Source organism: Pedococcus sp. 2YAF34 (assembly GCF_052114585.1).
In the GTDB taxonomy this organism is placed as follows: Bacteria; Actinomycetota; Actinomycetes; order Actinomycetales; family Dermatophilaceae; genus Pedococcus.
Genome location: NZ_JBFRFA010000001.1, coordinates 157,189 through 177,131, shown reverse-complemented (window position 1 = coordinate 177,131; position 19,943 = coordinate 157,189). Strand labels below are relative to the sequence as shown.

Genomic DNA, 19,943 nt, shown 5'->3' with positions numbered 1-19,943 from the left:
GAGGTGGTCAACGGCCGTCGAAGGGAGCGAGACCTACAGCTTCGAGCGCGAAGGCTCTGGAACCCGGCTGACGCTGAGCCGTGAACGGCGATCGCTGTGGCGGCTCAGCGTCCTCGACAGGCTGTTGGACCGCTTCGAGGGGCGCGAGGACGAGCAGGCTCTCACGCGCTTGAAGACGCGCTTGGAGTCGGATCGCTTGGAGTCGGATGGGGGCCCGTAGTCCGATGGCCCTGCGTCGGATGGCCCTGTGTCGGATGGCCCTGCCGCCGACCGGACAGCAGGAACAGCACGCCCGAGGCCACCAAGGGGGCAAGCAGCAGCCCCACCGACAGGGGCTCGTAGAAGCGGGAGGCTGCGCCGGCCGCTTCCAGCAGGAGGGGCACCACACTCACGGTGAGAATGAGGTAACCGGCCGCACGTGGACGGAACAGGCCCGCCACTGCAGCCGGTGCGCACACGAACATGACCAGCACGAGCGAGAGCGGGCCATGCCTGTCCTCCCAGCCGTGGGCCGCGGCGTAGTCCACCAGCGACCACACCCCGAAAGCCAGGGGTGCGCCCGCCGCGACGCTCAGCACCACGATCGCGTCCCCGGGGCGGTACAAGGCCAGCAGGGACAGTCCAAGCATCACCAGCACCCCGAGGGCAGTGCCCCCGACTCCTGCCCAGCCTCCGGGATCCGTCACGGCATAGCCGCCCACGAAGAGGGACACCAGGCCGACGAACCCCAGCGTGACCGCCGCGGCGCTCCATCGAAGCGCATCCACACCCTCGACCCGAGCCACCAACCTCTGACGGAACTCGTTCATGGTTCTCACCTCGGATCAAGGCTTGCAGGTGCCCACTCGAGGCGGCTAGGACCATTGGACCTGCTCGTCTGCTGGCGGTCTCGCTGCAAGACTCCGCCCATGGCCAGGTACCTCGTCGCGCCCAGCATCTGGCTCGCCCTGGGCCTGCTCGGCGTGTTCATGCCGGCCCATCTCGCCTCCGAGAGGTTCTTGGACAAGCGCACCGAGCAGCAGCGACAGCAGGTGCGGGACTCCGTCAGCCACCGGCTGCAGTACCTGATGAACGGCGCGATGGGTCTGTTCTGCCTGGTCAGCGCCATCGCGTCGGCCTGGACCGGGCGTGGCTTCTGGTGGATGTGGATGCTGGCGACGATGGCCCACGGCGGCGCGCTGGTCTCCCGTGAGCGGGCTGTGAACCGGTTCATGGTGCGCGCCGGGGAGAAGCGCGAAGCACTGACGCGGCAGGATCGCACGAGGCAGCGCTACGTCGTCGCCTACTCCACGGTGTCCGTGCTCGCCCTGTCCATCGGCCGGGCAGTGTTGCCACCGCAGGACCGCGCAGACGTCGAAGGTGCCCGGGTGGTCCTCAGCGCGGTGCTCCTCGTCATCGCTGTCGTCTCGGCGGTCGCGGCCGGGTGGTCAGCCGTGTGGGCCTTCAGGAGCAGCGGTCTCAGGCGGCCTCAAGGACGAAGAACAGGAAGCACATGAACGACCCGGACCCCATGTCCGGTGGGAGCAGCTCGGCGGGAGTGTCCGGTGAGGGCGGTGGCTCGCTGATCGTGGCGAGGCGGAAGCCTGAGGCCGGACTCGTTCTCAGTTCGCGTAGGCCTCCGCGAACTGGTCGTAGTCGGTGGTCGTCATCGTGGGCTCCGCCCTGGTGGGACGGTGGACTCCTCGACGGTGCCCAGGTCACGTGGGGCAGAACCGTCACCGCGGGAGGACGACCCGGCCAGCGACCACAGCTCGAGGACGTCCCGTGGCCACACCTCCTCGTCGGTCGTGGCCAGCTCGTCGCGGGACCACCAACGGTGTGCCGTCATCGTGAGCAGCTCCAGGTCGGTGTGCCCGACGGTGCTCACCTCGAACGCCGGCACCCGGACGGACCAGAACACCTCGTCCTGGGTGGTCACCACGTCGCTGTAGCCGTGGACCACGACACGCGTCGCGAGCGGACCTGCGAGGTCTGACGGCGTGACGCGAATCCCGGTCTCCTCGAACAGCTCTCGCACCGCCGCGTCGACGTCGGCCTCGCCGGGTTCGACCCCACCGCCGGGCGTGATCCACCAGCGCGGGACCGGGGACAGTCCGGGATCGCTGTCCTGGAAGAGCAGCAACCGGTCGCGGTCGTCGACGAGCAGCACCCGCATGGCCCGGCGCCGGCGGCGGGGCCGCGTGTCCGCGGTGGTCACGCGCGCAGCCGCTTCCTCAGCTGCTCCACCTGCTCGTCGCTCCAGCCCTGCTGCTGCAGCCAGCCGGCGGCGCCCCCGTGACGCTCGGCGAGCACCGTGAGGATGCGGGCCATGGTCTCTGGACGGGGTCGGTGGTGCTCCATCGGCTGGTCCTCCAGCGCCTCGCCGTACGCAGGCCGCGCCCGGAGGCGCTCGACCACCCGCTCGATCCGCTCGCCGGTAGCGACGTAGTCGGCGACGACGTCCTCGTCGGCGACGCCGGCCACCGACAGGGCCAGCCCCACGACGGTCCCCGTGCGGTCCTTGCCGGCGGCGCAGTGCACCACTGTCGCACCCTCGGCCCGGGCGACGACCTCGAGGGCGCCGAGCACCGAGTCGGGCCGGTCGGCCAGGTAGCCGAGGTAGTGGCTGGCCCAGTGGTCGTCGTCCCGCCGGGGCTGGGGCTGCTGGGCGTGCCGCGACTTCTTCGACCACGGCACGACGAGTGCCTCCTCGGCGGAGATGTCGTGGTCGTCGTCGCGGAGCAGGGAGTGCCGGTGGTGGTTCGCCAGGCCCCGCACCTGCAGGGGAGCCGGGCCCTCGATGTGGACCTCGACGTTGCTGCGCAGGTCGACCACGTCCGTGAGCCCGACGACGTCCACGAGGTGCCGCATGTCGGCCTCGGTGAGGTCCTGGAGGTTGTCCGAGCGCAGCAGCCGCCCCGTCGCGATGGTGTCGCCGTCGGTGGTGGGCAACCCGCCCACGTCACGCATGTTGACGACGCCGTCGAGGTCTATCCAGTGCGGTGGGGTCACGCTGCGACCCTACGCGGCGCCGGTGTCCAGGAGCTGTCCGACACCGGTCGACTCGGCGGCATCGGCCACCGCGGCAGCGACGACGAGGTCGCTGAGGCCGTTGCCGAGGTTCTGGCAGACGACCCGGCCTGCCGGGCGTGGGGCAGCGAGCAGCTCACCGGTCCATGCGGTAGCGGGCGGGTAGTCGCCGAGGCTGCCGACGGCGCGCACCGCCTCGAACTGGGGGAGGTGGTCGGCGACCAGCAGCGAATCACGAGCCAGCTCCGGCCCCACCGAGCTGGCGTAGTCGAGCGGCAGCACGAGCGCATCCGGTGCGACCCAGGATGGGTCGAGCTCGACCCCGGTGAGCCCGATGGACAGCGCGGTGACGACGACCGAACGTCCCTCGACGGCCGAGCGCGCGTCGCCGGTCACGGTGAGGCGCACGTCCGGCACGTGTTCCCCCGCCCAGGCGAGCAGGTCGCGCCGTGCGGCCTCGCGGCGCGCATACACGGCGACGTCGCGGTGACCCAGTGCGTCCAGGACCCGCAGGTGGGTGCGCGCCTGGACCCCGGCCCCGGTGAAGGCGACGAGTGCCCCATCCGGTGCAAGGGCTGTGATGCAGGCGCCGGTGACCGCCGCCGTGCGGGCGGCGGTGAGCACACCTGCGGCCATGAGGGCACGAGGGAGCCCGGTCTCCCCGTCGTTGACGACCACGAGCCCGCTTGCGGTCGGGAGTCCCTGCGCCGCGTTCCTTGGGAAGATGCTGATCCACTTGCAGCCCAACAACTTTCGCGCCGGGTAGGCCGCGGGCATCGCGTTGGCGAACGCGCCGTCCGCCGCATGCACGGCCGGCTTGGGTGGCACCTCCGCCTCGCCGCGCGACAGCGCGACGAGCGCCTCGCGCACCAGTCGGACGGCCTCCGACGGAGGGGGCAGCAGGGCCTCGACGTCGGCGTCGCTCAGGTAGCGCATCCGACGACCGTAGCCGCGGCTGGGGCTGAGAGGATGGCGGCATGCCCAGTGCCCTTCCCGACGGCGACCCCGCGCCCGCCGACGGACGCCTGCCCGAGTCGGCGCTGGCGACCCTGACGGACCGGCCGTTCGGCATCTACCTGCACGTGCCGTTCTGCTCGGTCCGGTGCGGCTACTGCGACTTCAACACCTACACGCTCACCGAGCTGGGCACCGACGGCGCGAGCGTCGACACGTTCGCCGGCGCGGCCGTGCGCGAGCTCGACCTGGCGCGGTCCGTCCTCGGCGGCGACGTGCCGCAGGTGCAGACCGTCTTCGTGGGCGGGGGCACCCCCACGATGCTCGCGGCGGGCGACCTCGCCGCCATGCTGACTGGCGTGCGCGACGGCTTCGGCCTCGCACCCGGCGCCGAGGTGAGCACCGAGGCCAACCCGGACTCGGTGACCCCCGAGGGCCTCGAGCTGCTCGCTGAGGCTGGTTTCACCCGGGTCTCCCTGGGCATGCAGTCGGCGGTGCCGCACGTCCTGCGCACCCTCGAGCGCACCCACGACCCGGCCAACGTCGCCAAGGCGGTCGACGCCGCCCGCGCGGCCGGGCTGCAGGTCAGCCTCGACCTCATCTACGGCACACCGGGAGAGAGCCTGGACGACTGGCGCACCAGCCTGCGCACCGCCACCGACCTGGGTCCCGACCACGTGTCGGCCTACGCGCTCGTCGTCGAGGACGGCACCAAGCTGGCCGCCCAGGTGCGTCGAGGTCAGGTGCCGGCCCCCGAGGACGACGACGAGGCAGCCAAGTACGAGCTCGCCGACGAGCACCTCGCCGCCGCCGGCTACGGCTGGTACGAGGTGAGCAACTGGGCGGCGCGCGAGGACGCCCGCTGCCGCCACAACGAGGGCTACTGGGCCGACGGCAACTGGTGGGGGATCGGGCCGGGTGCGCACAGCCACGTCGGGGGCGTGCGGTGGTGGAACGTCAAGCACCCCAACGCCTACGCCTCCCGCGTCGCCGCCGGGACGAGTCCCGCGCACGGGCGTGAGACGCTCACCGACGAGCAGCGGTACGACGAGCGGGTGCTCCTCGGCGTACGCCTGGTCGAGGGGCTGCCCATAGAGGAGCTGCGCCCCGAGGGCAGGACCGCGGTGGCGGGCCTCATCGCCGACGGGCTCGTGGACGCGACAGCGGCCCTGCGCCGCCAGCGGGTGGTGCTGACGAGGCAGGGCCGCCTGTTGGCCGACACCGTGGTGCGCCGGCTGCTCGGTCTTCGCTAGACGGAAGTCACTTCACGAAGCGGATGGTGAAGGGCGGGTCGTACCACTCACCCGCGTTGGCCCGCACCGCAGCGATGGCGTGGATCACGACGGCAGCCACCACGATGATCGGGTAGGTGATGAAGCCGACCAGGACCAGCATCAGGATGCCGGACACGATGAGGCCGACGAGGGCCGTGAGCTGCACGTTGACGGCGTTGGCCGCGTGCGCCCGGACGAATGGCCCCCGGTCGCGGTAGACGAGGTAGATCACGAGGCTGGCGACGAAGCCCAGCGTGCCGGCGCTGACGACCATCGCGGCGCCGGAGATGACGTGGGTCAGGGTTGCCCAGGTCTTCTCCTCCTGCTGCGACATCGGCTGGGTCGGCTGCTGCGGGTACTGCGGTGAGGCGGTCATGGTTTCCCTCCGTGAGTGGTGCCTGGCGTCCAGTGAAACGCATCCGGCAGTCCGCGCACAGGGCTTTCGGGGTCGGCGCAGGGCCCGGTCAGGGTCGCGTCAGGGACGACCCCGACGCCGACGGCCGGCCGAGGGCGGCGGGCGAGGCCTCAGTGCCAGCGCTCAGTGCCTCCGCTCAGTGCCTCCGCTCAGTGCCCCGGCTCGGTGACGAAGTCGATGAGCTCCTCGACGCTGGCGAGCAGGGTCGGCTCGAGGTCGGCGTAGGACCGCACCGTCCCGAGGATCTGCTTCCAGGCCCGGGCGATGTCGGCCTGGCTGTCGGCCTGCCAACCCAGGTGGTGGCAGATGCCGTGCTTCCACGACTGCCCGCGGGGGATGACCGGCCACTGCTGCAGCCCGAGCCGCTCCGGCCGCACCGACTGCCACACGTCGACGTAGGGGTGGCCGAGGATCTTGACGTGCGCGGCATACGGGCCCTTGCGGCACGCCTGGACGACCTTGTCCTCCTTGGTCCCGGGCAGGAGGTGGTCGACGAGGACCCCCATCCGCTGGCCCGGTCCGGGGGCGAAGTCGCGGATCGCCCCGGCGAGGTCGTCGACCCCGTCGAGCATCTCGACGACGACCCCCTCGATGCGCAGGTCGTCACCCCAGACCTTCTCCACGAGCTCGGCGTCGTGGCGCCCCTCGACGAAGATGCGCGAACCGCTGGCGACGCGAGCCTTGGCGCCCTCGACGGCCCGGGATCCCGAAGCAGTCCGCGACGTCACGGCTTTGGCCGCGGCGAGCTGGGCGCGGGCGGCGGCGGTGGGCGGGGTGAGGATGACGGGGGCGCCGTCGAGCAGGAAGCCCGGCCCCATCGGGAAGCCCCTGGTGCGTCCGCGGCGGTCCTCGAGGTGCACGACCCGCATGCCGCCGGCCTTCTCGACGCGCACGACGGCCCCGCACCACCCGGTCTGCACGTCCTCGACGACCAGGCCGGTCTCGGCCTCCACCTCGCGGGAGCGTCCCCGCGGGGGGACCTTCCAGTCGCCGGAGAGGACATCGGAGCCATAGCGGTCGGACACCGAGGCAGGGTATGCCGCGGGGTCGCCGACGTTCGCGAGGGCGCGCCGCCGGTGCGGCCGAGAGGTCGGGAACACCGTAGACTTGGCACTCGCTGACCATGAGTGCCAGCGGTGCGGCGGTGGTCGCCGCCGCACCACGACAGACTCACAGGAGGTGTCTGATGAGCGAGGAGCGCCGTCTCGCCGTGCTGCGCGCGATCGTGCAGGACTACGTCGAGACCTCCGAACCCGTGGGCTCCAAGGCCCTCCTCGAGCGCCACCAGCTCGGGGTCTCGGCCGCCACGGTGCGCAACGACATGGCCGCCCTGGAGGAGGAGGGGCTCATCGCCGCCCCCCACACCAGCGCCGGGCGGGTGCCGACCGACGCCGGCTACCGGCTCTTCGTCGACCGGCTCAGCTCGGTCAAGCCCATGTCCGCCGCCGAGCGGTCGGCCATCGGCCAGTTCCTCGAGGGCGCCGTCGACCTCGACGACGTCGTCGACCGCACCGTGCGCCTGCTCGCCTCGCTGACCCGGCAGGTCGCGGTCATGCAGTACCCGTCGCTGACGCGCTCGTCGGTGCGGCACATCGAGTTCGTGCCCATGGGCAGCACCCGCCTGATGATCGTGCTCATCGTCAACACCGGCCGGGTGGAGCAGCGCGTCATCGAGACGACCCACGACCTGTCCACGCCCGACGGGGAGGCCACGCTCGGCCTGCTCCGGGCCAAGGTCAACGCGCGAGCGGTCGGCGCTCGACTGGTCGACGCGGCCGACTCCCTCGGCTCGCTGCCGGAGGAGTTCGAGCCGGCCGACCGCGACCTCGTCCGGGCCGTCCTGCGCTCGCTCGACGACGCCCTGGTCGAGGAGCGGGAGGAGCGGGTCGTGCTGGCCGGCACCTCCAACCTCGCCCGCGTCGGCACCGACTTCCCGCTCACCATCGGCCCCGTGCTCGAGGCGCTCGAGCAGCACGTCGTGCTGCTCAAGCTGCTCGGCACCGCCCGTGAGACCTCCGACGCCGTGTCGGTGCGTATCGGCCACGAGAACCCGTTCGCGGGGCTCCAGTCGACGTCGGTCGTCTCCACCGAGTACGGCCACGGCTCCGAGCTGGTCGCCGGGCTCGGCGTCCTCGGACCCACCCGCATGGACTACCCGACCACGATGGCGTCGGTCCGGGCCGTCGCCACCTACGTCTCCCGAATCCTGGCGCAGTGACCGTCGTCCCCGACGGCACCGCGCGACCACGCACCACTGACAAGGACACTCGTTGAACGACTACTACCAGGACCTGGGCGTCTCCAAGGACGCGTCGCCGGAGGACATCAAGCGGGCCTACCGCAAGATGGCGCGCAAGCTGCACCCCGACGTCAACCCCAGCCCCGAGGCCGAGGAGCAGTTCAAGAAGGTCTCCCAGGCCTACGACGTGCTCTCCGACGCCGAGAAGAAGCGCGCCTACGACATGGGCTCCGACCCCTACGCCGCGGGCGCGGCCGGCTTCGGCCAGGGCTTCTCCTTCAGCGACATCATGGACGCCTTCTTCGGGGCGGGCGCCGGGCAGGCCCAGCGCGGCCCACGGTCGCGCCAGCGCCGCGGCCAGGACGCCCTCGTGCGCCTCGACCTCGACCTCGCCGACGCGGTGTTCGGGGGCGAGAAGGAGCTCACCGTCGAGACCGCGGTCGTGTGCTCCACCTGCCACGGTGACGGGGCCCAGCCGGGCACCTCGCGCCGTACCTGTGACGTCTGCGGCGGTCGCGGCGAGATCCAGCAGGTGCAGCGGTCCTTCCTCGGCCAGGTGATGACCACCCGCCCCTGCATGACCTGCCAGGGCTACGGCGAGGTGCTGGTCAGCCCCTGCTTCGAGTGCTCCGGCGACGGCCGGGTCCGCACCCGGCGCACCCTGAAGATCAAGGTGCCCGCCGGCGTCGACACCGGCACCCGTATCCAGCTCGCCGGCGAGGGCGAGGTCGGCCAGGGCGGCGGCCCCGCCGGTGACCTCTACGTCGAGGTCGCGGTGCGTCCGCACCAGACCTTCCAGCGGCGCGGCGACGACCTGCACTGCACGGTCGAGCTGCCCATGACGGCCGCGGCGCTCGGCACGACCCTCAAGCTCGACACGTTCGACGGTGTCAACGAGCTCGAGATCAAGCCGGGCACCCAGGCGGGCGACGCGATGACCCTGCGCGGGCTCGGGGTCACCCACCTGCGCGGCACCGGTCGCGGCGACCTGGTCATCCACGCCAACGTGGTCACGCCGACGCGCCTCGACGACGCCCAGGAGGACCTCCTGCGCCAGCTCGCCGTGCTCCGCGGTGAGGAGCGCCCCGAGGGGCGTCTCTCGCCGGCCCACCCGGGCCTGTTCGGCAAGCTGCGCGACGCGTTCAAGGCCAAGTAGCCGCGCCGTGACGCTGCCCCTGTTCCTCGTCGACGAGGCGGTGCTCGCGGGTGCCGCCTCGGGAGCCCGGGTCGTCCTGGACGGGGCCGAGGGCCGCCACGCCGCGACGGTGCGCCGGATCGGGGTGGGGGAGCACCTCCTGCTCGCCGACGGCGGGGGCCTGGTGGCCACCTGCGTGGTGGAGGCCGCCGCCCCCGCCCGGCTCGACCTCCGGGTCGAGGACATGGCGGTCGAGCCGGAGCCGCAGCCCCGCTTCGTCCTGGTGCAGGCGCTCGCCAAGGGGGAGCGCGACGACCAGGCCATCGAGACCGCCACCGAGCTCGGCGTCGACGAGGTCGTGCCCTGGCAGGCCTCGCGCAGCATCGTGCAATGGCGGGGCGAGCGGGGCGAGAAAGCCCGCCGCAAGTGGGAGTCGACCGTCCGTGCCGCGGCCAAGCAGTCGCGGCGCCCGCGGACCCCTGTCGTCTCCGAGCTGGTGACGTCCAAGGGACTCGCCGGGCGCCTGGCCGCGGCCTCCGCGGCGTTCGTGCTCCACGAGGACGCCACCGAACCCCTTGCCGGACAGGACCTCCCGGCCTCCGGCGAGGTCGTCGTGGTCGTCGGCCCCGAGGGCGGCATCACCCCCGAGGAGGTTGCGGCGTTCGAGGCCGCCGGGGCACGCACCGTACGCCTGGGGTCGAGCGTGCTGCGCTCCTCCAGTGCCGGCCCCGCGGCGCTCGCGGTGCTCAGCGCCGCTGCGCGCTGGCGCTGAGCCGGTCCCGCGAGGGCGATGCCCCGCGCCTCACCGCACGGTGAACGTCACCGAGTCCTCGGCCGCGACCGTGCCGTCCTTGGGGCTCGCCGACCTCACCCGGACCGTGTAGGTGCCTGCGCTGAGCCGGCCGAGGTCGACCGAGTAGGTCCCGCGCGACGGCGCCCCGATGGTGGCCATCGCCGTACCGCTCCCGACCGTGGTCGTGCCGCGGTCGAGCTCCCACTGCAGGGTGGCCTCGAAGACGGTGGCCTCGCCCCTGAGCGTGACCGGCGTGCCGGCCGGGAGGACCTGGTCGCGGGTGGGGGCGGTGACCCAGATCGGTGCGAGGTCGCGCCAGGAAAGATCGGCGGACGGCCGGGTGAACAGCTGGTCGGTCGGGATCGACCCGAAGAGGGTCGTGACCCCGCCCGCGACCTGGAAGCGCACCGGGATCACGCCCCGCCCCAGGGCGGCCTGGGCCGTCCACACGAGCTCCTGCACGGCGAGCCGCTGGACCTCGGGCGTGAAGCCCTCGGCGCCGGGCCCGCTGAGCTCCACCTGGATCGTGTCGGAGGTGACCTTCACCGACGAGACGGTGGTGCCCGACCAGGGCTGGAGGTAGCCGTCGGTGTTCGAGTAGGGCTGGGCGTTCATGGCCACCGCCAGGGCGGCCTGCACCCGGTCGGCGTCGGTGGCTGCCCGGGGCAGCTCACCACGCACGAACTCGCGGAACAACCTGTAGGTGGGCGTGGTGTCGCCGATGGGGCCCACGAAGTAGGCAGGCAGGGCAGCCTGCACGGTCGCACCGGTTCCGCTGGTAGTCGACCCCGTCGGCGAGGTCTGGGCGGTCGGGGGCGCCGTCGTCGGAGCTCCGGTGACGGACGGGGCCGACGCCGACGGCGAGCCGGCAGGAGGACCGGGCGTGCCGCTGGTGTCCTGGGTCGCCCACCAGGCGCCTCCGGCGATGGCGGCGACCAGTGCCGCGGCAGCCACCGGCGCGAGCCAGTGCCGAGAACCGGTCCCACCGGTCGCGGGGCCGACCTCGTGCGCCTCCTGCAGGATCGCGTCGAGGCGGTCGCCGGGGCGCATCTTGCGGGCCTCGTGCGCCAGTGACTGCCGCAGCCGCCGCTCCACGCGCTCGAGCTCGCCCGGCTCGAGGTCGGGGTGAAGGAAGTCCGTGCGGTCGCTCATCGCCCGACCTCCACCCGGTCGCGCAGTGAGGCGAGCCCACGGTGGGCATGGGCCTTTACCGAGCCCGCGGAGATGCCGAGGGCGTCGGCGATCTCGGCCTCGCTCAGGTCGAGGTAGTAGCGCATGGTCAGGACCTCTCTCTGGCGCTGGGGGAGGCGTCCGAGCGCCTCGATCATCGAGCTGGTGGCCTCGGCCTCGAGGGCGTGGGCCTCGGCGCTCGACTCGGTACGGCGGGCCGGGCCTCCGGGCTCGGCCCGCTCCCGGGTGAGGTACCGCTCCTCGACGCCGCGGTGGCGCAGACCCGAGCGGGCGCCGTTGACCACGGCCCGGCGCAGGTAGGCGGCTGCGCTCTCGTGGCTGCGCAACGTGTCCCAGCGCCGGTGCACGGCGATGAACGCGTCCTGCACGACCTCCTCGGCGGCGAGGTCGTCGCGCAGCAGCAGCCAAGCCAGGCGCACCAGGCCCGTCCAGTGCGCCGCGTACAGCTCGGCGATGGCCTCGTCGGCGGCTGGGCGGGTCTCCCCGCCGGGGTCGCGTTCTGCCACGCTCAACAGTCTCACGCCCCCTTGACGCGCAGCCGACCCCGCCGGTTGACGCGCCGGGCGGATAGTGTCCGAGCCATGGCCGACTGCATCTTCTGCTCGATCGTCGCCGGGGACGTCCCCGCCGAGGTGGTCCGCGAGGACGAGCACACCGTGGCGTTCCGGGACCTCGACCCGCAGGCCCCGACCCACGTGCTCGTCATCCCGAGGCGTCACGTCCCGGACGTCGGTGCTCTTGCCCTGGAGGCGCCTGAGGAGGTCGCCCCGCTCGTCGACGCGGTGCGCGCGGTGGCCGAGCAGGAGGGGGTGGCGGACGCGGGGTACCGCAGCGTCTTCAACACCGGAGCGCAGGCCCACCAGACCGTCTTCCACGCCCACGTGCACGTGCTCGGGGGCCGGGCAATGACGTGGCCACCCGGCTGAGCGGCACCGTAGACTGGGACGACCATGCCTGAAGACGATCATCCGACCACGCCGGGGGGCGCAGCCGACGGCGCTCGTCCCCTCCCCATCCACACCGTCGAGATCCCTCCGCAGGTCCAGATGGTCACGCTGCTCGGCCCGCGCGACGAGCTGCTGCGGACCATGGAGCGGGCGTTCCCGCAGCTGGAGATCCACGTCCGTGGCAACGAGTTCCACCTGTCCGGCCCCAGCGCCGAGGTGGCCCTGGCGGAGCGGACGATCGACGAGCTGCTCCTGGTGATCGAGGGCGGTCAGCCGCTCAACCGCGACGCCGTGGAGCGTTCGATCGGCATGCTGCGCGAGCAGACCAAGGAGCGTCCTGCCGACGTCCTGACGATGAACATCGTCAGCTCCCGCGGTCGCACCATCCGGCCCAAGACGCTGAACCAGAAGCACTACGTCGACGCGATCGACGAGCACACCGTGGTCTTCGGCATCGGCCCTGCCGGCACCGGCAAGACCTACCTCGCGATGGCCAAGGCCGTCGCGGCCCTGCAGGCCAAGCAGGTCAACCGGATCATCCTCACGCGGCCGGCCGTCGAGGCCGGTGAGCGCCTCGGCTTCCTGCCCGGCACGCTCAACGACAAGATCGACCCCTACCTGCGGCCGCTGTACGACGCACTGCACGACATGGTCGACCCCGAGTCGATCCCGCGCCTCATGGCCGCCGGCACCATCGAGGTCGCGCCGCTCGCTTATATGCGCGGTAGAACTCTTAATGATGCGTTCATCATCCTCGACGAGGCGCAGAACACCTCTCCCGAGCAGATGAAGATGTTCCTGACCCGTCTGGGGTTCGGCTCCAAGATGGTCGTCACCGGTGACGTCACCCAGGTCGACCTCCCGGACGGCACGCGGTCGGGGCTGCGGGTCGTCCGCGACATCCTGGCCGGCGTCGAGGACATCCACTTCTCGGTGCTGACGCCGCAGGACGTCGTCAGGCACCGGCTCGTCGGGGCCATCGTCGACGCCTACGGCCGCTGGGACGACCAGCAGGGCGAGACCCACGGACAGCAGGGACGGGGGCCGCGTGAGCGTCGACGTTCTCAATGAGACCGACTACCAGCTCGACGAGCTCGAGCTGGTGGCCCTGAGCAAGTACGTCATGGACGAGATGCGGGTCCACCCGGGCGCCGACCTCTGCCTGCGCCTCGTCGACGAGGCCGCCATGGAGGTCCTGCACGTGCAGTGGATGGACCTGCCCGGCCCGACCGACGTCATGTCGTTCCCCATGGACGAGCTGCGCCCCGGCCGCGAGGGCGAGGAGCCCGAGGAGGGCGTCCTCGGCGACATCGTGCTGTGCCCGTCGGTCGCGGCCAAGCAGGCCGCCGAGGCCGGTCATGCCACCGAGGAGGAGCTGCTGCTCCTCACCACCCACGGCATCCTGCACCTGCTCGGCTACGACCACGCCGAACCCGAGGAGGAGCGCGAGATGTTCGAGCTCCAGCGCCAGCTGCTGCTGACGTTCCTCGCGGGTCGCGGTCGCCGCACCCCCTGATGGCGCAGCGATGACCCGCCTCGTGCTGGCCGCGCTCCTCAGCATCGCCGTGGCGTTCCTGCTCACGGCCGCGGAGGCCGCGATCTGGCGGATGTCCCGGGTGCGGGCGCACGAGCTGCTCGAGGAGCGCCGCCCCGGGTCGAAGTCGCTGGACCGCATCGTCAGCGACAGCGCTGCCTACCTGTCCGTCACCGCGTTCCTGCGCGTCGTCGCCGAGGCGACGACCGCGGTGCTCATCACGCTCGGGGCGGTCGACCTCGTCGACGGCTTCTGGAAGCCGCTGCTCATCGCGATCGGCGTCATGGCCCTCGTGTCGTTCGTCGTCGTGGGCGTCTCGCCGCGCACGCTGGGACGGCAGAACGCCGATGCCGTCGCGCTCGTCGCGTCACCGGTGATCGTCGGCCTGCGCACGTTCCTCGGACCGGTCGCGCGCGTCCTCGTCGCCCTCGGCAACGCGGTGACGCCGGGACGCGGCTACCGCGACGGGCCCTTCCAGAGCGAGTCCGAGCTGCGCGACCTGGTCGACCTCGCGGGGGAGAGCGCGGTCATCGAGGCCGGCGAGCGCGAGATGATCCACTCGGTCTTCGAGCTGGGCGACACGGTGGCCCGCGAGGTCATGGTGCCGCGCACCGACATGGTGACGATCGACGGCGAGAAGTCGCTGCGCTCGGCCATGTCGCTGTTCCTGCGCTCGGGGTTCTCGCGCATCCCGGTCGTCGGCGACGGGTCCGACGACATCCTCGGGCTGCTCTACTTCAAGGACGTCGTACGCCGCGTCAACGCCGACCCGGAGGCCGGCTCGCTGCCGGTCACGGCGCAGATGCGCCCCATGCACTACGTCCCCGAGAGCAAGCCGGTGGACGACCTGCTGCGCGAGATGCAGCGCGACCAGAGCCACTTCGCCGTCGTCGTCGACGAGTACGGCGGGACCGCGGGCCTGGTCACCATCGAGGACATCATCGAGGAGATCGTCGGCGAGATCGCCGACGAGTACGACCGCGAGGCTCCCGGCGTGGAGGACCTCGGGGACGGCACCGTACGCGTGCCGGCCACCATGGACATCGACGACCTGGCCGACCTCTTCGAGGTCGAGATCGACGAGGACGAGGTCGACACCGTCGGCGGGCTCATCGGCAAGAGCATCGGCCGGGTGCCCATCGTCGGGTCCCGGGCCGAGGTGGCTGGACTGTCGCTCACCGCGGAGCGGATGGCCGGCCGGCGGCACCGCATCGCCTCGGTCATCGTCGAGCGGCTGCACGCGGTCGAGGAGGGCGGGACCGAGGACGGCGCCGAGCGCACTACGGTGGAGGCCGAACGCGAGGGAGTGTCATGACAGCGAGTGGTCCCGGTCCCACCGGTGCGCAGGCCGACGGGCCCGAGGCGACCCGTCCCTACCTGGCCGGTTTCGCCTGCCTCGTCGGGCGGCCGAACGCCGGCAAGTCGACGCTGACCAATGCCCTGGTGGGGCAGAAGGTCGCGATCACCTCCTCGAAGCCGCAGACGACCCGCCACACGATCCGCGGCATCGTCACCTCGCCGCGCTCCCAGCTGGTGCTCGTCGACACCCCCGGCCTGCACAAGCCGCGCACCCTGCTGGGGGAGCGGCTCAACGACGTGGTGCGCGAGACCCTGCTCGAGGTCGACGTCATCGGGTTCTGCCTGCCGGCCGACCAGAAGATCGGGCCGGGGGACAGCTTCATCGCCCGCGAGCTCAAGGAGATCCAGCAGGGCAAGCGACGGCCGGTGGTCGCCATCGCGACCAAGACCGACCGGGTCGACCGCCAGCGGCTCGCCGAGCACCTCATGGCCATCGACCAGCTCGGCTCCTGGGACGCGATCGTGCCGTGCTCGGCCGTCGACGGGTCGCAGGTCGACGAGGTCGCCGAGGTGCTGGCCTCCTACCTGCCGACCTCCCCGGGACCGCTCTACCCCGAGGGCGTCCTCACCGACGAGCCCCAGATGGTGATGATCGCCGAGCTCGTGCGCGAGGCCGCCCTCGAGGGCGTGCGCGACGAGCTGCCGCACTCCCTGGCCGTTGTCGTGGAGGAGATGGTCCAGCGCGAAGGGCGTCCGGCGGACAAGCCGCTGCTCGACGTGCGGGTCAACGTCTTCGTCGAGCGCTCGTCGCAGAAGGCCATCATCATCGGGCGGGGTGGGTCGCGGCTGCGCGAGGTCGGGACGACTGCCCGCCAGGGGATCGAGAAGCTCCTCGGCCAGAAGGTCTACCTCGACCTGCACGTGAAGATCGCCAAGGACTGGCAGCGCGACCCCAAGCAGCTGCAGCGACTCGGGTTCTGAGCCGGGTTCCGAGACCTGTTCCTAGCCCTGATCCGAGCCAAAGCTCACGTGGCGAGACTCACGTCTCGTCGAGATCGGTTGCAGTGCAACGGTTTCGATGCACTTCTGAATTGGTTCCCGGTAACCACGATTTGAGATCGCGCCTCGTTCTCGGCAGGCTGGGCGGTCGACCGACACGGTTTTGATACGCAACTGACCAGGACAGCGAAGGAGCGGCGCCCTCCCCAAAGAGGGCGCCTACACCACGTGGACACGACACTGACCAAGACGGGCCCAGCCGCTCCGGCTGAGGCCACGGGCGAGCACACAGCCCTCGACAGCCCGCACCCCGCCCTCGACCCCGTCATCGAGGAGCACCCGGCCGAGGAGCCGCAGAAGGTCGACACGATCGTCTTCGGCGTCACCGCCGCCATCGCGATCGCGTTCGTGCTGTGGGGGTTCCTCAGCACCGACACGCTGAGCTCGGCCTCCGGTGCCGGCCTCGAATGGGTCGTGCACAACATGGGCTGGCTGTTCTCCCTCGTCGCCTCGGGCTTCGTCCTGTTCGTGATCTGGCTCGCGGCAAGCAAGTTCGGCCGCATCCCCCTCGGGCGTGACGACGAGGAGCCGGAGTTCAAGACCGTCTCGTGGATCGCGATGATGTTCTCCGCGGGCATGGGCATCGGCCTGATGTTCTACGGCGTCTCCGAGCCGCTGTCGCACTTCGTGAAGCCGCCGCCCGGCACCGGTGCCGCAGGCAACCCGCAGGCCGTGCAGAACGCCATGGCCACCACGCTGTTCCACTGGACGCTGCACCCGTGGGCCATCTACGCGGTCGTCGGCCTTGCCGTGGCGTACGGCGTCTTCCGCAAGGGCCGCTCGCTGCTCATCAGCTCGGCGTTCGCCCCGCTGCTGGGCAAGCGCGCCGAGGGCCCAGCCGGTCGCGTCATCGACATGCTCGCGATCTTCGCCACCCTGTTCGGCTCGGCTGCCTCGCTCGGCCTCGGCGCCCTGCAGATCGGCTCCGGCCTGACGATCGTCGCCGGCATCGGCCAGGCCGGCAACATGGTCCTCGTCGCGATCATCGCGGTGCTCACCGTCTGCTTCATCCTGTCGGCCGTCTCCGGCCTGGCCAAGGGCATCCAGTGGCTGTCGAACATCAACATGGTGCTGGCGCTGGCCCTCGCGGTCTTCGTCTTCGTCGTAGGCCCGACGGTGTTCATCCTCAACCTCGTGCCCACCGAGATCGGCTCCTACTTCCAGAACCTGGCGATGATGTCGGCGCGCACCGATGCCGCCGGCGGCGACGCCATGAAGACCTGGCTGTCGGGCTGGACGATCTTCTACTGGGCCTGGTGGGTCAGCTGGACTCCGTTCGTCGGCATGTTCATCGCCCGCATCTCACGCGGCCGCACCATCCGCCAGTTCGTCACCGGTGTGCTGCTCGTCCCGAGCGTCGTCTCGCTCGTGTGGTTCGCCATCTTCGGTGGCGCCGGCATCGACATGCAGCGCGGTGGCACCGACCTGGCCGGCGCGGGCTCGACCGAGGGCACGCTCTTCGAGATGCTCTCGCACATGCCGCTGTCGACGATCACGTCGGTCCTGGTCATGGTGCTGGTGGCGATCTTCTTCGTCTCCGGCGCCGACGCTGCATCCATCGTCATGGGCACGCTCTCCGAGCGGGGCACCCTGGCTCCGAGCCGCAAGACGGTCATCTTCTGGGGCGCGGCCACCGGTGCAGTTGCTGCGGTGATGCTGCTCGTCGGTGGTGAGGACGCGCTGTCCGGGCTGCAGAACATCACCATCGTGGCTGCCCTGCCGTTCCTCATCGTCATGGTCGGCCTGGCGATCGCACTGGTGAAGGACCTGAGCAACGACCCGCTGATCGTGCGCCGCGCCTACGCCGTCGCCGCGATCGAGCAGGCCGTCGTGGCCGGTGTCACCGAGCACGGCGACGACTTCACCCTCACCTACGAGGAGTCCGCCCCCGGCGAGGGAGTCGGGGACCTGGTCCCCACCGCACCGGTGACCGGTCATGCGGGCCATGACGAGCTCGATACCGCCGATGTGAGTGCAGGATCCGCCACATCGTGAGCCGCTGAGCCGGTGCACGACCGGGCCGAACTATCCTTGGTCCCATGAGAGTTGGTGTCTTCGGGGCCACCGGGCAGGTCGGCTCGGTCATGCGTGCACTTCTCGCCGAGCGGGCGTTCCCGGTCGACGAGATCCGTTTCTTCGCGTCGGCGCGCTCTGCCGGCACGACGTTGCCGTGGGCCGGTGGCGAGGTCACGGTGGAGGACTCGGCCACCGCTGACTTCTCCGGCCTCGACATCGCGCTGTTCTCCAACGGGGGAGCGGCCTCCAAGGAGTTGGCGCCAAAGGTCGCGGCCGCCGGAGCCGTCGTCGTCGACAACTCCTCCGCCTGGCGCAAGGACCCCGAGGTCCCGCTGGTCGTGAGCGAGGTCAACGCCGACGACCTCGACACCATCCCCAAGGGCATCGTCGCCAACCCCAACTGCACCACCATGGCCGCCATGCCGGTCCTCAAGCCGCTGCACGACGAGGCCGGTCTCGTGCGCCTCACCGTCGCGTCGTACCAGGCCGTGTCGGGCTCGGGCGGCAAGGGCGTGCAGGAGCTCGACGGACAGCTGCGCGGCGGGTATGCCGCCGGCGCGCCTGCCGGCCTCGCCCTCGACGGTCGCGCGGTCGAGGTCCCTGCGCCCAACGTCTACGCGGTGCCGGTGGGGTTCAACGTGATCCCGCTGGCCGGCTCGATCGTCGAGGACGGCTCACTGGAGACCGACGAGGAGCAGAAGCTCCGCAACGAGTCGCGCAAGATCCTGCACATCGACGACCTGCGCGTCTCCGGGACCTGCGTGCGCGTGCCGGTGTTCACCGGGCACTCGCTGGCGATCCACGCCGAGTTCGACCGTGAGATCAGCCCCGAGCGCGCAATGGAGCTGCTCGCCAAGGCGCCCGGCGTCGTCGTCACCGACGTGCCCAACCCGCTCGAGGCAGCCGGCCGTGATGACGTCTACGTCGGCCGAGTCCGTGCCGACCAGGCGGCCCCGGAGGGCAAGGGGCTCGTGCTGTTCGTCGTCGGCGACAACCTGCGCAAGGGCGCGGCGCTCAACGCGGTGCAGATCGCCGAGGAGCTTCTCAAGCGTCGCTGACCCAGTCTCATCGCGCGAAGGGTGGCAAACGGCCCCCTCAGGTCCCCCTGAGGCGGCCGTTCGCCACCCTTCGTCGCGCGRAGGGCCGGGGCCTGAGGGTGGCGCGACCCTCAGACGTCGGTCATCCAGTGCTGGTAGGTCTTGCTGACCTCCATGCCGACGTGCTGGTAGAGCGGCAGCGCACCCGTCCGTGAGTCCGTCGACAGCTCGCTGCGGGTGGCGCCGTGCTGGCGGGCGCGCTCGAACGCGTCGACGAGCAGCGCCCGGGCGAGGCCCTTGCCGCGCTGGTTGGCGCGCACCGCCAGCTGGTCGACGTAGCCGCACCCCTCGGTGACGATCATGAAGGCGACGCCGACCGGCGTGCCGTCGGGGTCGACGGCGAACCTGATCTGCCAGGGCTCGAACCCGGGCCGGCGCACCGTGCGGGCTGCCCAGTCGTCGAACGCGCTCGGCTGGCGGTCCGGCCACTCGTTGAAGGCATCCTCGACGAGCAGGTGGGCGACCTGTTCGTCCGCCCCGGGGACGAGGTCGCGCAGGAGGTAGCCGTGGGGGAGGGGCTGCGGCTCGATGGCCGCCCCTTCGGGCACGACGAGCACCCACGAGGTCCAGCCCTCGCGGTAGCCGAGGGTGGTGAAGAGCCGTTCCGCGGAGCTGCCGAGGGGCACGGTCTGGCCGACCAGCGTGCCGCCGCGGCGACGCGAGCAGTCCTCCACCCAGGCCGCCAGCCACGTGCCGATGCCACGCCCTCGGTGGTCGGGGTGCACCGTGGCCTCGGCACGACGGGTCTTGTACACCTCCGCCGCCGCGACCAGGGTCGGTCCGTCGAACACCCCGACACTCTCCTGCTCGAGGTCGAAGCTCGGCCGCTGCCAGTCACCCTCGATGTCCTCGGGCTCGATGGCGACCTCGCCGGTGTCCGCCTGCTCGGAGGCGGCGAACAGCTCGTACATGGCGCGGGCGTCAGACATCCGCAGCGGGCGGGCGGTGAGGCCGTCGGGCAGGTCCATGGGGCTCATGGTG

21 protein-coding genes are annotated in these 19,943 nt (G+C 71.5%); 12 read left to right on the top strand and 9 right to left on the bottom strand.

Annotated features, from left to right (window positions below):
* Window positions 1-161 precede the first annotated feature (161 nt).
* Window positions 162-809 (bottom strand): hypothetical protein, encoded by a 648-nt coding sequence (locus tag AB4Z02_RS00875; RefSeq protein WP_441968534.1) that lies wholly within the window; start codon window positions 807-809, stop codon window positions 162-164.
* Between the two features lie 99 nt (window positions 810-908).
* On the opposite strand from AB4Z02_RS00875, the gene AB4Z02_RS00870 reads away from it, so the two are divergent.
* Window positions 909-1,496, top strand: coding sequence for a hypothetical protein (locus AB4Z02_RS00870; protein ID WP_441968532.1), 588 nt, complete (start codon window positions 909-911; stop codon window positions 1,494-1,496).
* 149 nt (window positions 1,497-1,645) lie between these two features.
* Here the strand turns inward: AB4Z02_RS00870 and AB4Z02_RS00865 are convergent, their stop codons facing one another.
* From AB4Z02_RS00865 to AB4Z02_RS00855, 3 genes are read right to left on the bottom strand one after another with little or no spacing between them, the layout of a single operon-like run.
* Window positions 1,646-2,197 carry an NUDIX hydrolase gene (locus AB4Z02_RS00865; RefSeq protein ID WP_441968530.1) on the bottom strand — a complete coding sequence of 184 codons (552 nt, stop codon included), beginning with the start codon at window positions 2,195-2,197 and terminating at the stop codon, window positions 1,646-1,648.
* On the bottom strand, window positions 2,194-2,991 hold the full coding sequence (locus AB4Z02_RS00860; protein ID WP_441968528.1) for a tyrosine-protein phosphatase: 798 nt from the start codon (window positions 2,989-2,991) through the stop codon (window positions 2,194-2,196). The genes AB4Z02_RS00865 and AB4Z02_RS00860 overlap by 4 nt, the downstream gene beginning before the upstream one ends.
* A 9-nt stretch (window positions 2,992-3,000) precedes the next feature.
* Window positions 3,001-3,945: an ornithine cyclodeaminase family protein gene (locus AB4Z02_RS00855; protein ID WP_441968526.1), complete on the bottom strand. Its 945-nt coding sequence runs from the start codon at window positions 3,943-3,945 to the stop codon at window positions 3,001-3,003.
* A 41-nt stretch (window positions 3,946-3,986) separates the two neighbouring features.
* On the opposite strand from AB4Z02_RS00855, the gene hemW reads away from it, so the two are divergent.
* Window positions 3,987-5,216 carry a radical SAM family heme chaperone HemW gene (gene hemW / locus AB4Z02_RS00850; RefSeq protein ID WP_441968524.1) on the top strand — a complete coding sequence of 410 codons (1,230 nt, stop codon included), beginning with the start codon at window positions 3,987-3,989 and terminating at the stop codon, window positions 5,214-5,216.
* A gap of 7 nt (window positions 5,217-5,223) precedes the next feature.
* On the opposite strand, the gene AB4Z02_RS00845 is transcribed toward hemW, so the two are convergent.
* Entirely contained in the window at window positions 5,224-5,613 is a 390-nt protein-coding gene (locus AB4Z02_RS00845) for a DUF4870 domain-containing protein (RefSeq protein ID WP_235531520.1), read from the bottom strand.
* 188 nt (window positions 5,614-5,801) lie between these two features.
* Window positions 5,802-6,677, bottom strand: a complete 876-nt coding sequence (locus AB4Z02_RS00840) for a DUF3097 domain-containing protein (protein WP_056884638.1) — start codon at window positions 6,675-6,677, stop codon at window positions 5,802-5,804.
* 161 nt (window positions 6,678-6,838) lie between these two features.
* Here AB4Z02_RS00840 and hrcA point away from each other — a divergent pair, with 161 nt between their 5' ends.
* From hrcA to AB4Z02_RS00825, 3 genes are read left to right on the top strand one after another with little or no spacing between them, the layout of a single operon-like run.
* Window positions 6,839-7,870, top strand: coding sequence for a heat-inducible transcriptional repressor HrcA (hrcA, locus tag AB4Z02_RS00835; protein WP_056884637.1), 1,032 nt, complete (start codon window positions 6,839-6,841; stop codon window positions 7,868-7,870).
* A 52-nt stretch (window positions 7,871-7,922) separates the two neighbouring features.
* The gene (gene dnaJ / locus AB4Z02_RS00830; protein ID WP_056884636.1) at window positions 7,923-9,047 is read left to right on the top strand and encodes a molecular chaperone DnaJ; all 1,125 of its coding nucleotides are present in this window, start codon (window positions 7,923-7,925) and stop codon (window positions 9,045-9,047) included.
* 7 nt (window positions 9,048-9,054) lie between these two features.
* Window positions 9,055-9,798 (top strand): 16S rRNA (uracil(1498)-N(3))-methyltransferase, encoded by a 744-nt coding sequence (locus AB4Z02_RS00825; RefSeq protein ID WP_441968521.1) that lies wholly within the window; start codon window positions 9,055-9,057, stop codon window positions 9,796-9,798.
* 30 nt (window positions 9,799-9,828) lie between these two features.
* Here the strand turns inward: AB4Z02_RS00825 and AB4Z02_RS00820 are convergent, their stop codons facing one another.
* A complete protein-coding gene (locus AB4Z02_RS00820; protein WP_441968519.1) occupies window positions 9,829-10,971 on the bottom strand; it encodes a Gmad2 immunoglobulin-like domain-containing protein in 1,143 nt (380 codons plus the stop codon).
* Window positions 10,968-11,516 (bottom strand): SigE family RNA polymerase sigma factor, encoded by a 549-nt coding sequence (locus AB4Z02_RS00815; RefSeq protein ID WP_082590846.1) that lies wholly within the window; start codon window positions 11,514-11,516, stop codon window positions 10,968-10,970. Before AB4Z02_RS00815 ends, AB4Z02_RS00820 begins: the two co-directional genes overlap by 4 nt.
* Window positions 11,517-11,591: 75 nt before the next feature.
* Between AB4Z02_RS00815 and AB4Z02_RS00810 the strand changes: the two genes are divergently transcribed.
* The 7 genes from AB4Z02_RS00810 to AB4Z02_RS00780 all read left to right on the top strand — a co-directional run bounded on the left by AB4Z02_RS00810 (window position 11,592) and on the right by AB4Z02_RS00780 (window position 18,923).
* Window positions 11,592-11,936: a histidine triad nucleotide-binding protein gene (locus AB4Z02_RS00810; protein ID WP_056884632.1), complete on the top strand. Its 345-nt coding sequence runs from the start codon at window positions 11,592-11,594 to the stop codon at window positions 11,934-11,936.
* 24 nt (window positions 11,937-11,960) lie between these two features.
* Window positions 11,961-13,028, top strand: coding sequence for a PhoH family protein (locus tag AB4Z02_RS00805; protein ID WP_056884631.1), 1,068 nt, complete (start codon window positions 11,961-11,963; stop codon window positions 13,026-13,028).
* The gene (ybeY, locus tag AB4Z02_RS00800) at window positions 13,006-13,473 is read left to right on the top strand and encodes an rRNA maturation RNase YbeY (protein ID WP_441968516.1); all 468 of its coding nucleotides are present in this window, start codon (window positions 13,006-13,008) and stop codon (window positions 13,471-13,473) included. The genes AB4Z02_RS00805 and ybeY overlap by 23 nt, the downstream gene beginning before the upstream one ends.
* A 10-nt stretch (window positions 13,474-13,483) precedes the next feature.
* Window positions 13,484-14,806 (top strand): hemolysin family protein, encoded by a 1,323-nt coding sequence (locus tag AB4Z02_RS00795; protein WP_056884629.1) that lies wholly within the window; start codon window positions 13,484-13,486, stop codon window positions 14,804-14,806.
* Window positions 14,803-15,771 carry a GTPase Era gene (gene era, locus AB4Z02_RS00790; protein ID WP_082590844.1) on the top strand — a complete coding sequence of 323 codons (969 nt, stop codon included), beginning with the start codon at window positions 14,803-14,805 and terminating at the stop codon, window positions 15,769-15,771. The genes AB4Z02_RS00795 and era overlap by 4 nt, the downstream gene beginning before the upstream one ends.
* Before the next feature lie 246 nt (window positions 15,772-16,017).
* Entirely contained in the window at window positions 16,018-17,844 is a 1,827-nt protein-coding gene (locus tag AB4Z02_RS00785) for a BCCT family transporter (RefSeq protein WP_441968513.1), read from the top strand.
* A gap of 44 nt (window positions 17,845-17,888) precedes the next feature.
* A complete protein-coding gene (locus tag AB4Z02_RS00780) occupies window positions 17,889-18,923 on the top strand; it encodes an aspartate-semialdehyde dehydrogenase (protein ID WP_441968511.1) in 1,035 nt (344 codons plus the stop codon).
* 110 nt (window positions 18,924-19,033) lie between these two features.
* Here the strand turns inward: AB4Z02_RS00780 and AB4Z02_RS00775 are convergent, their stop codons facing one another.
* Window positions 19,034-19,930, bottom strand: coding sequence for a GNAT family N-acetyltransferase (locus AB4Z02_RS00775; protein WP_441968509.1), 897 nt, complete (start codon window positions 19,928-19,930; stop codon window positions 19,034-19,036).
* Window positions 19,931-19,943: the final 13 nt, after the last annotated feature.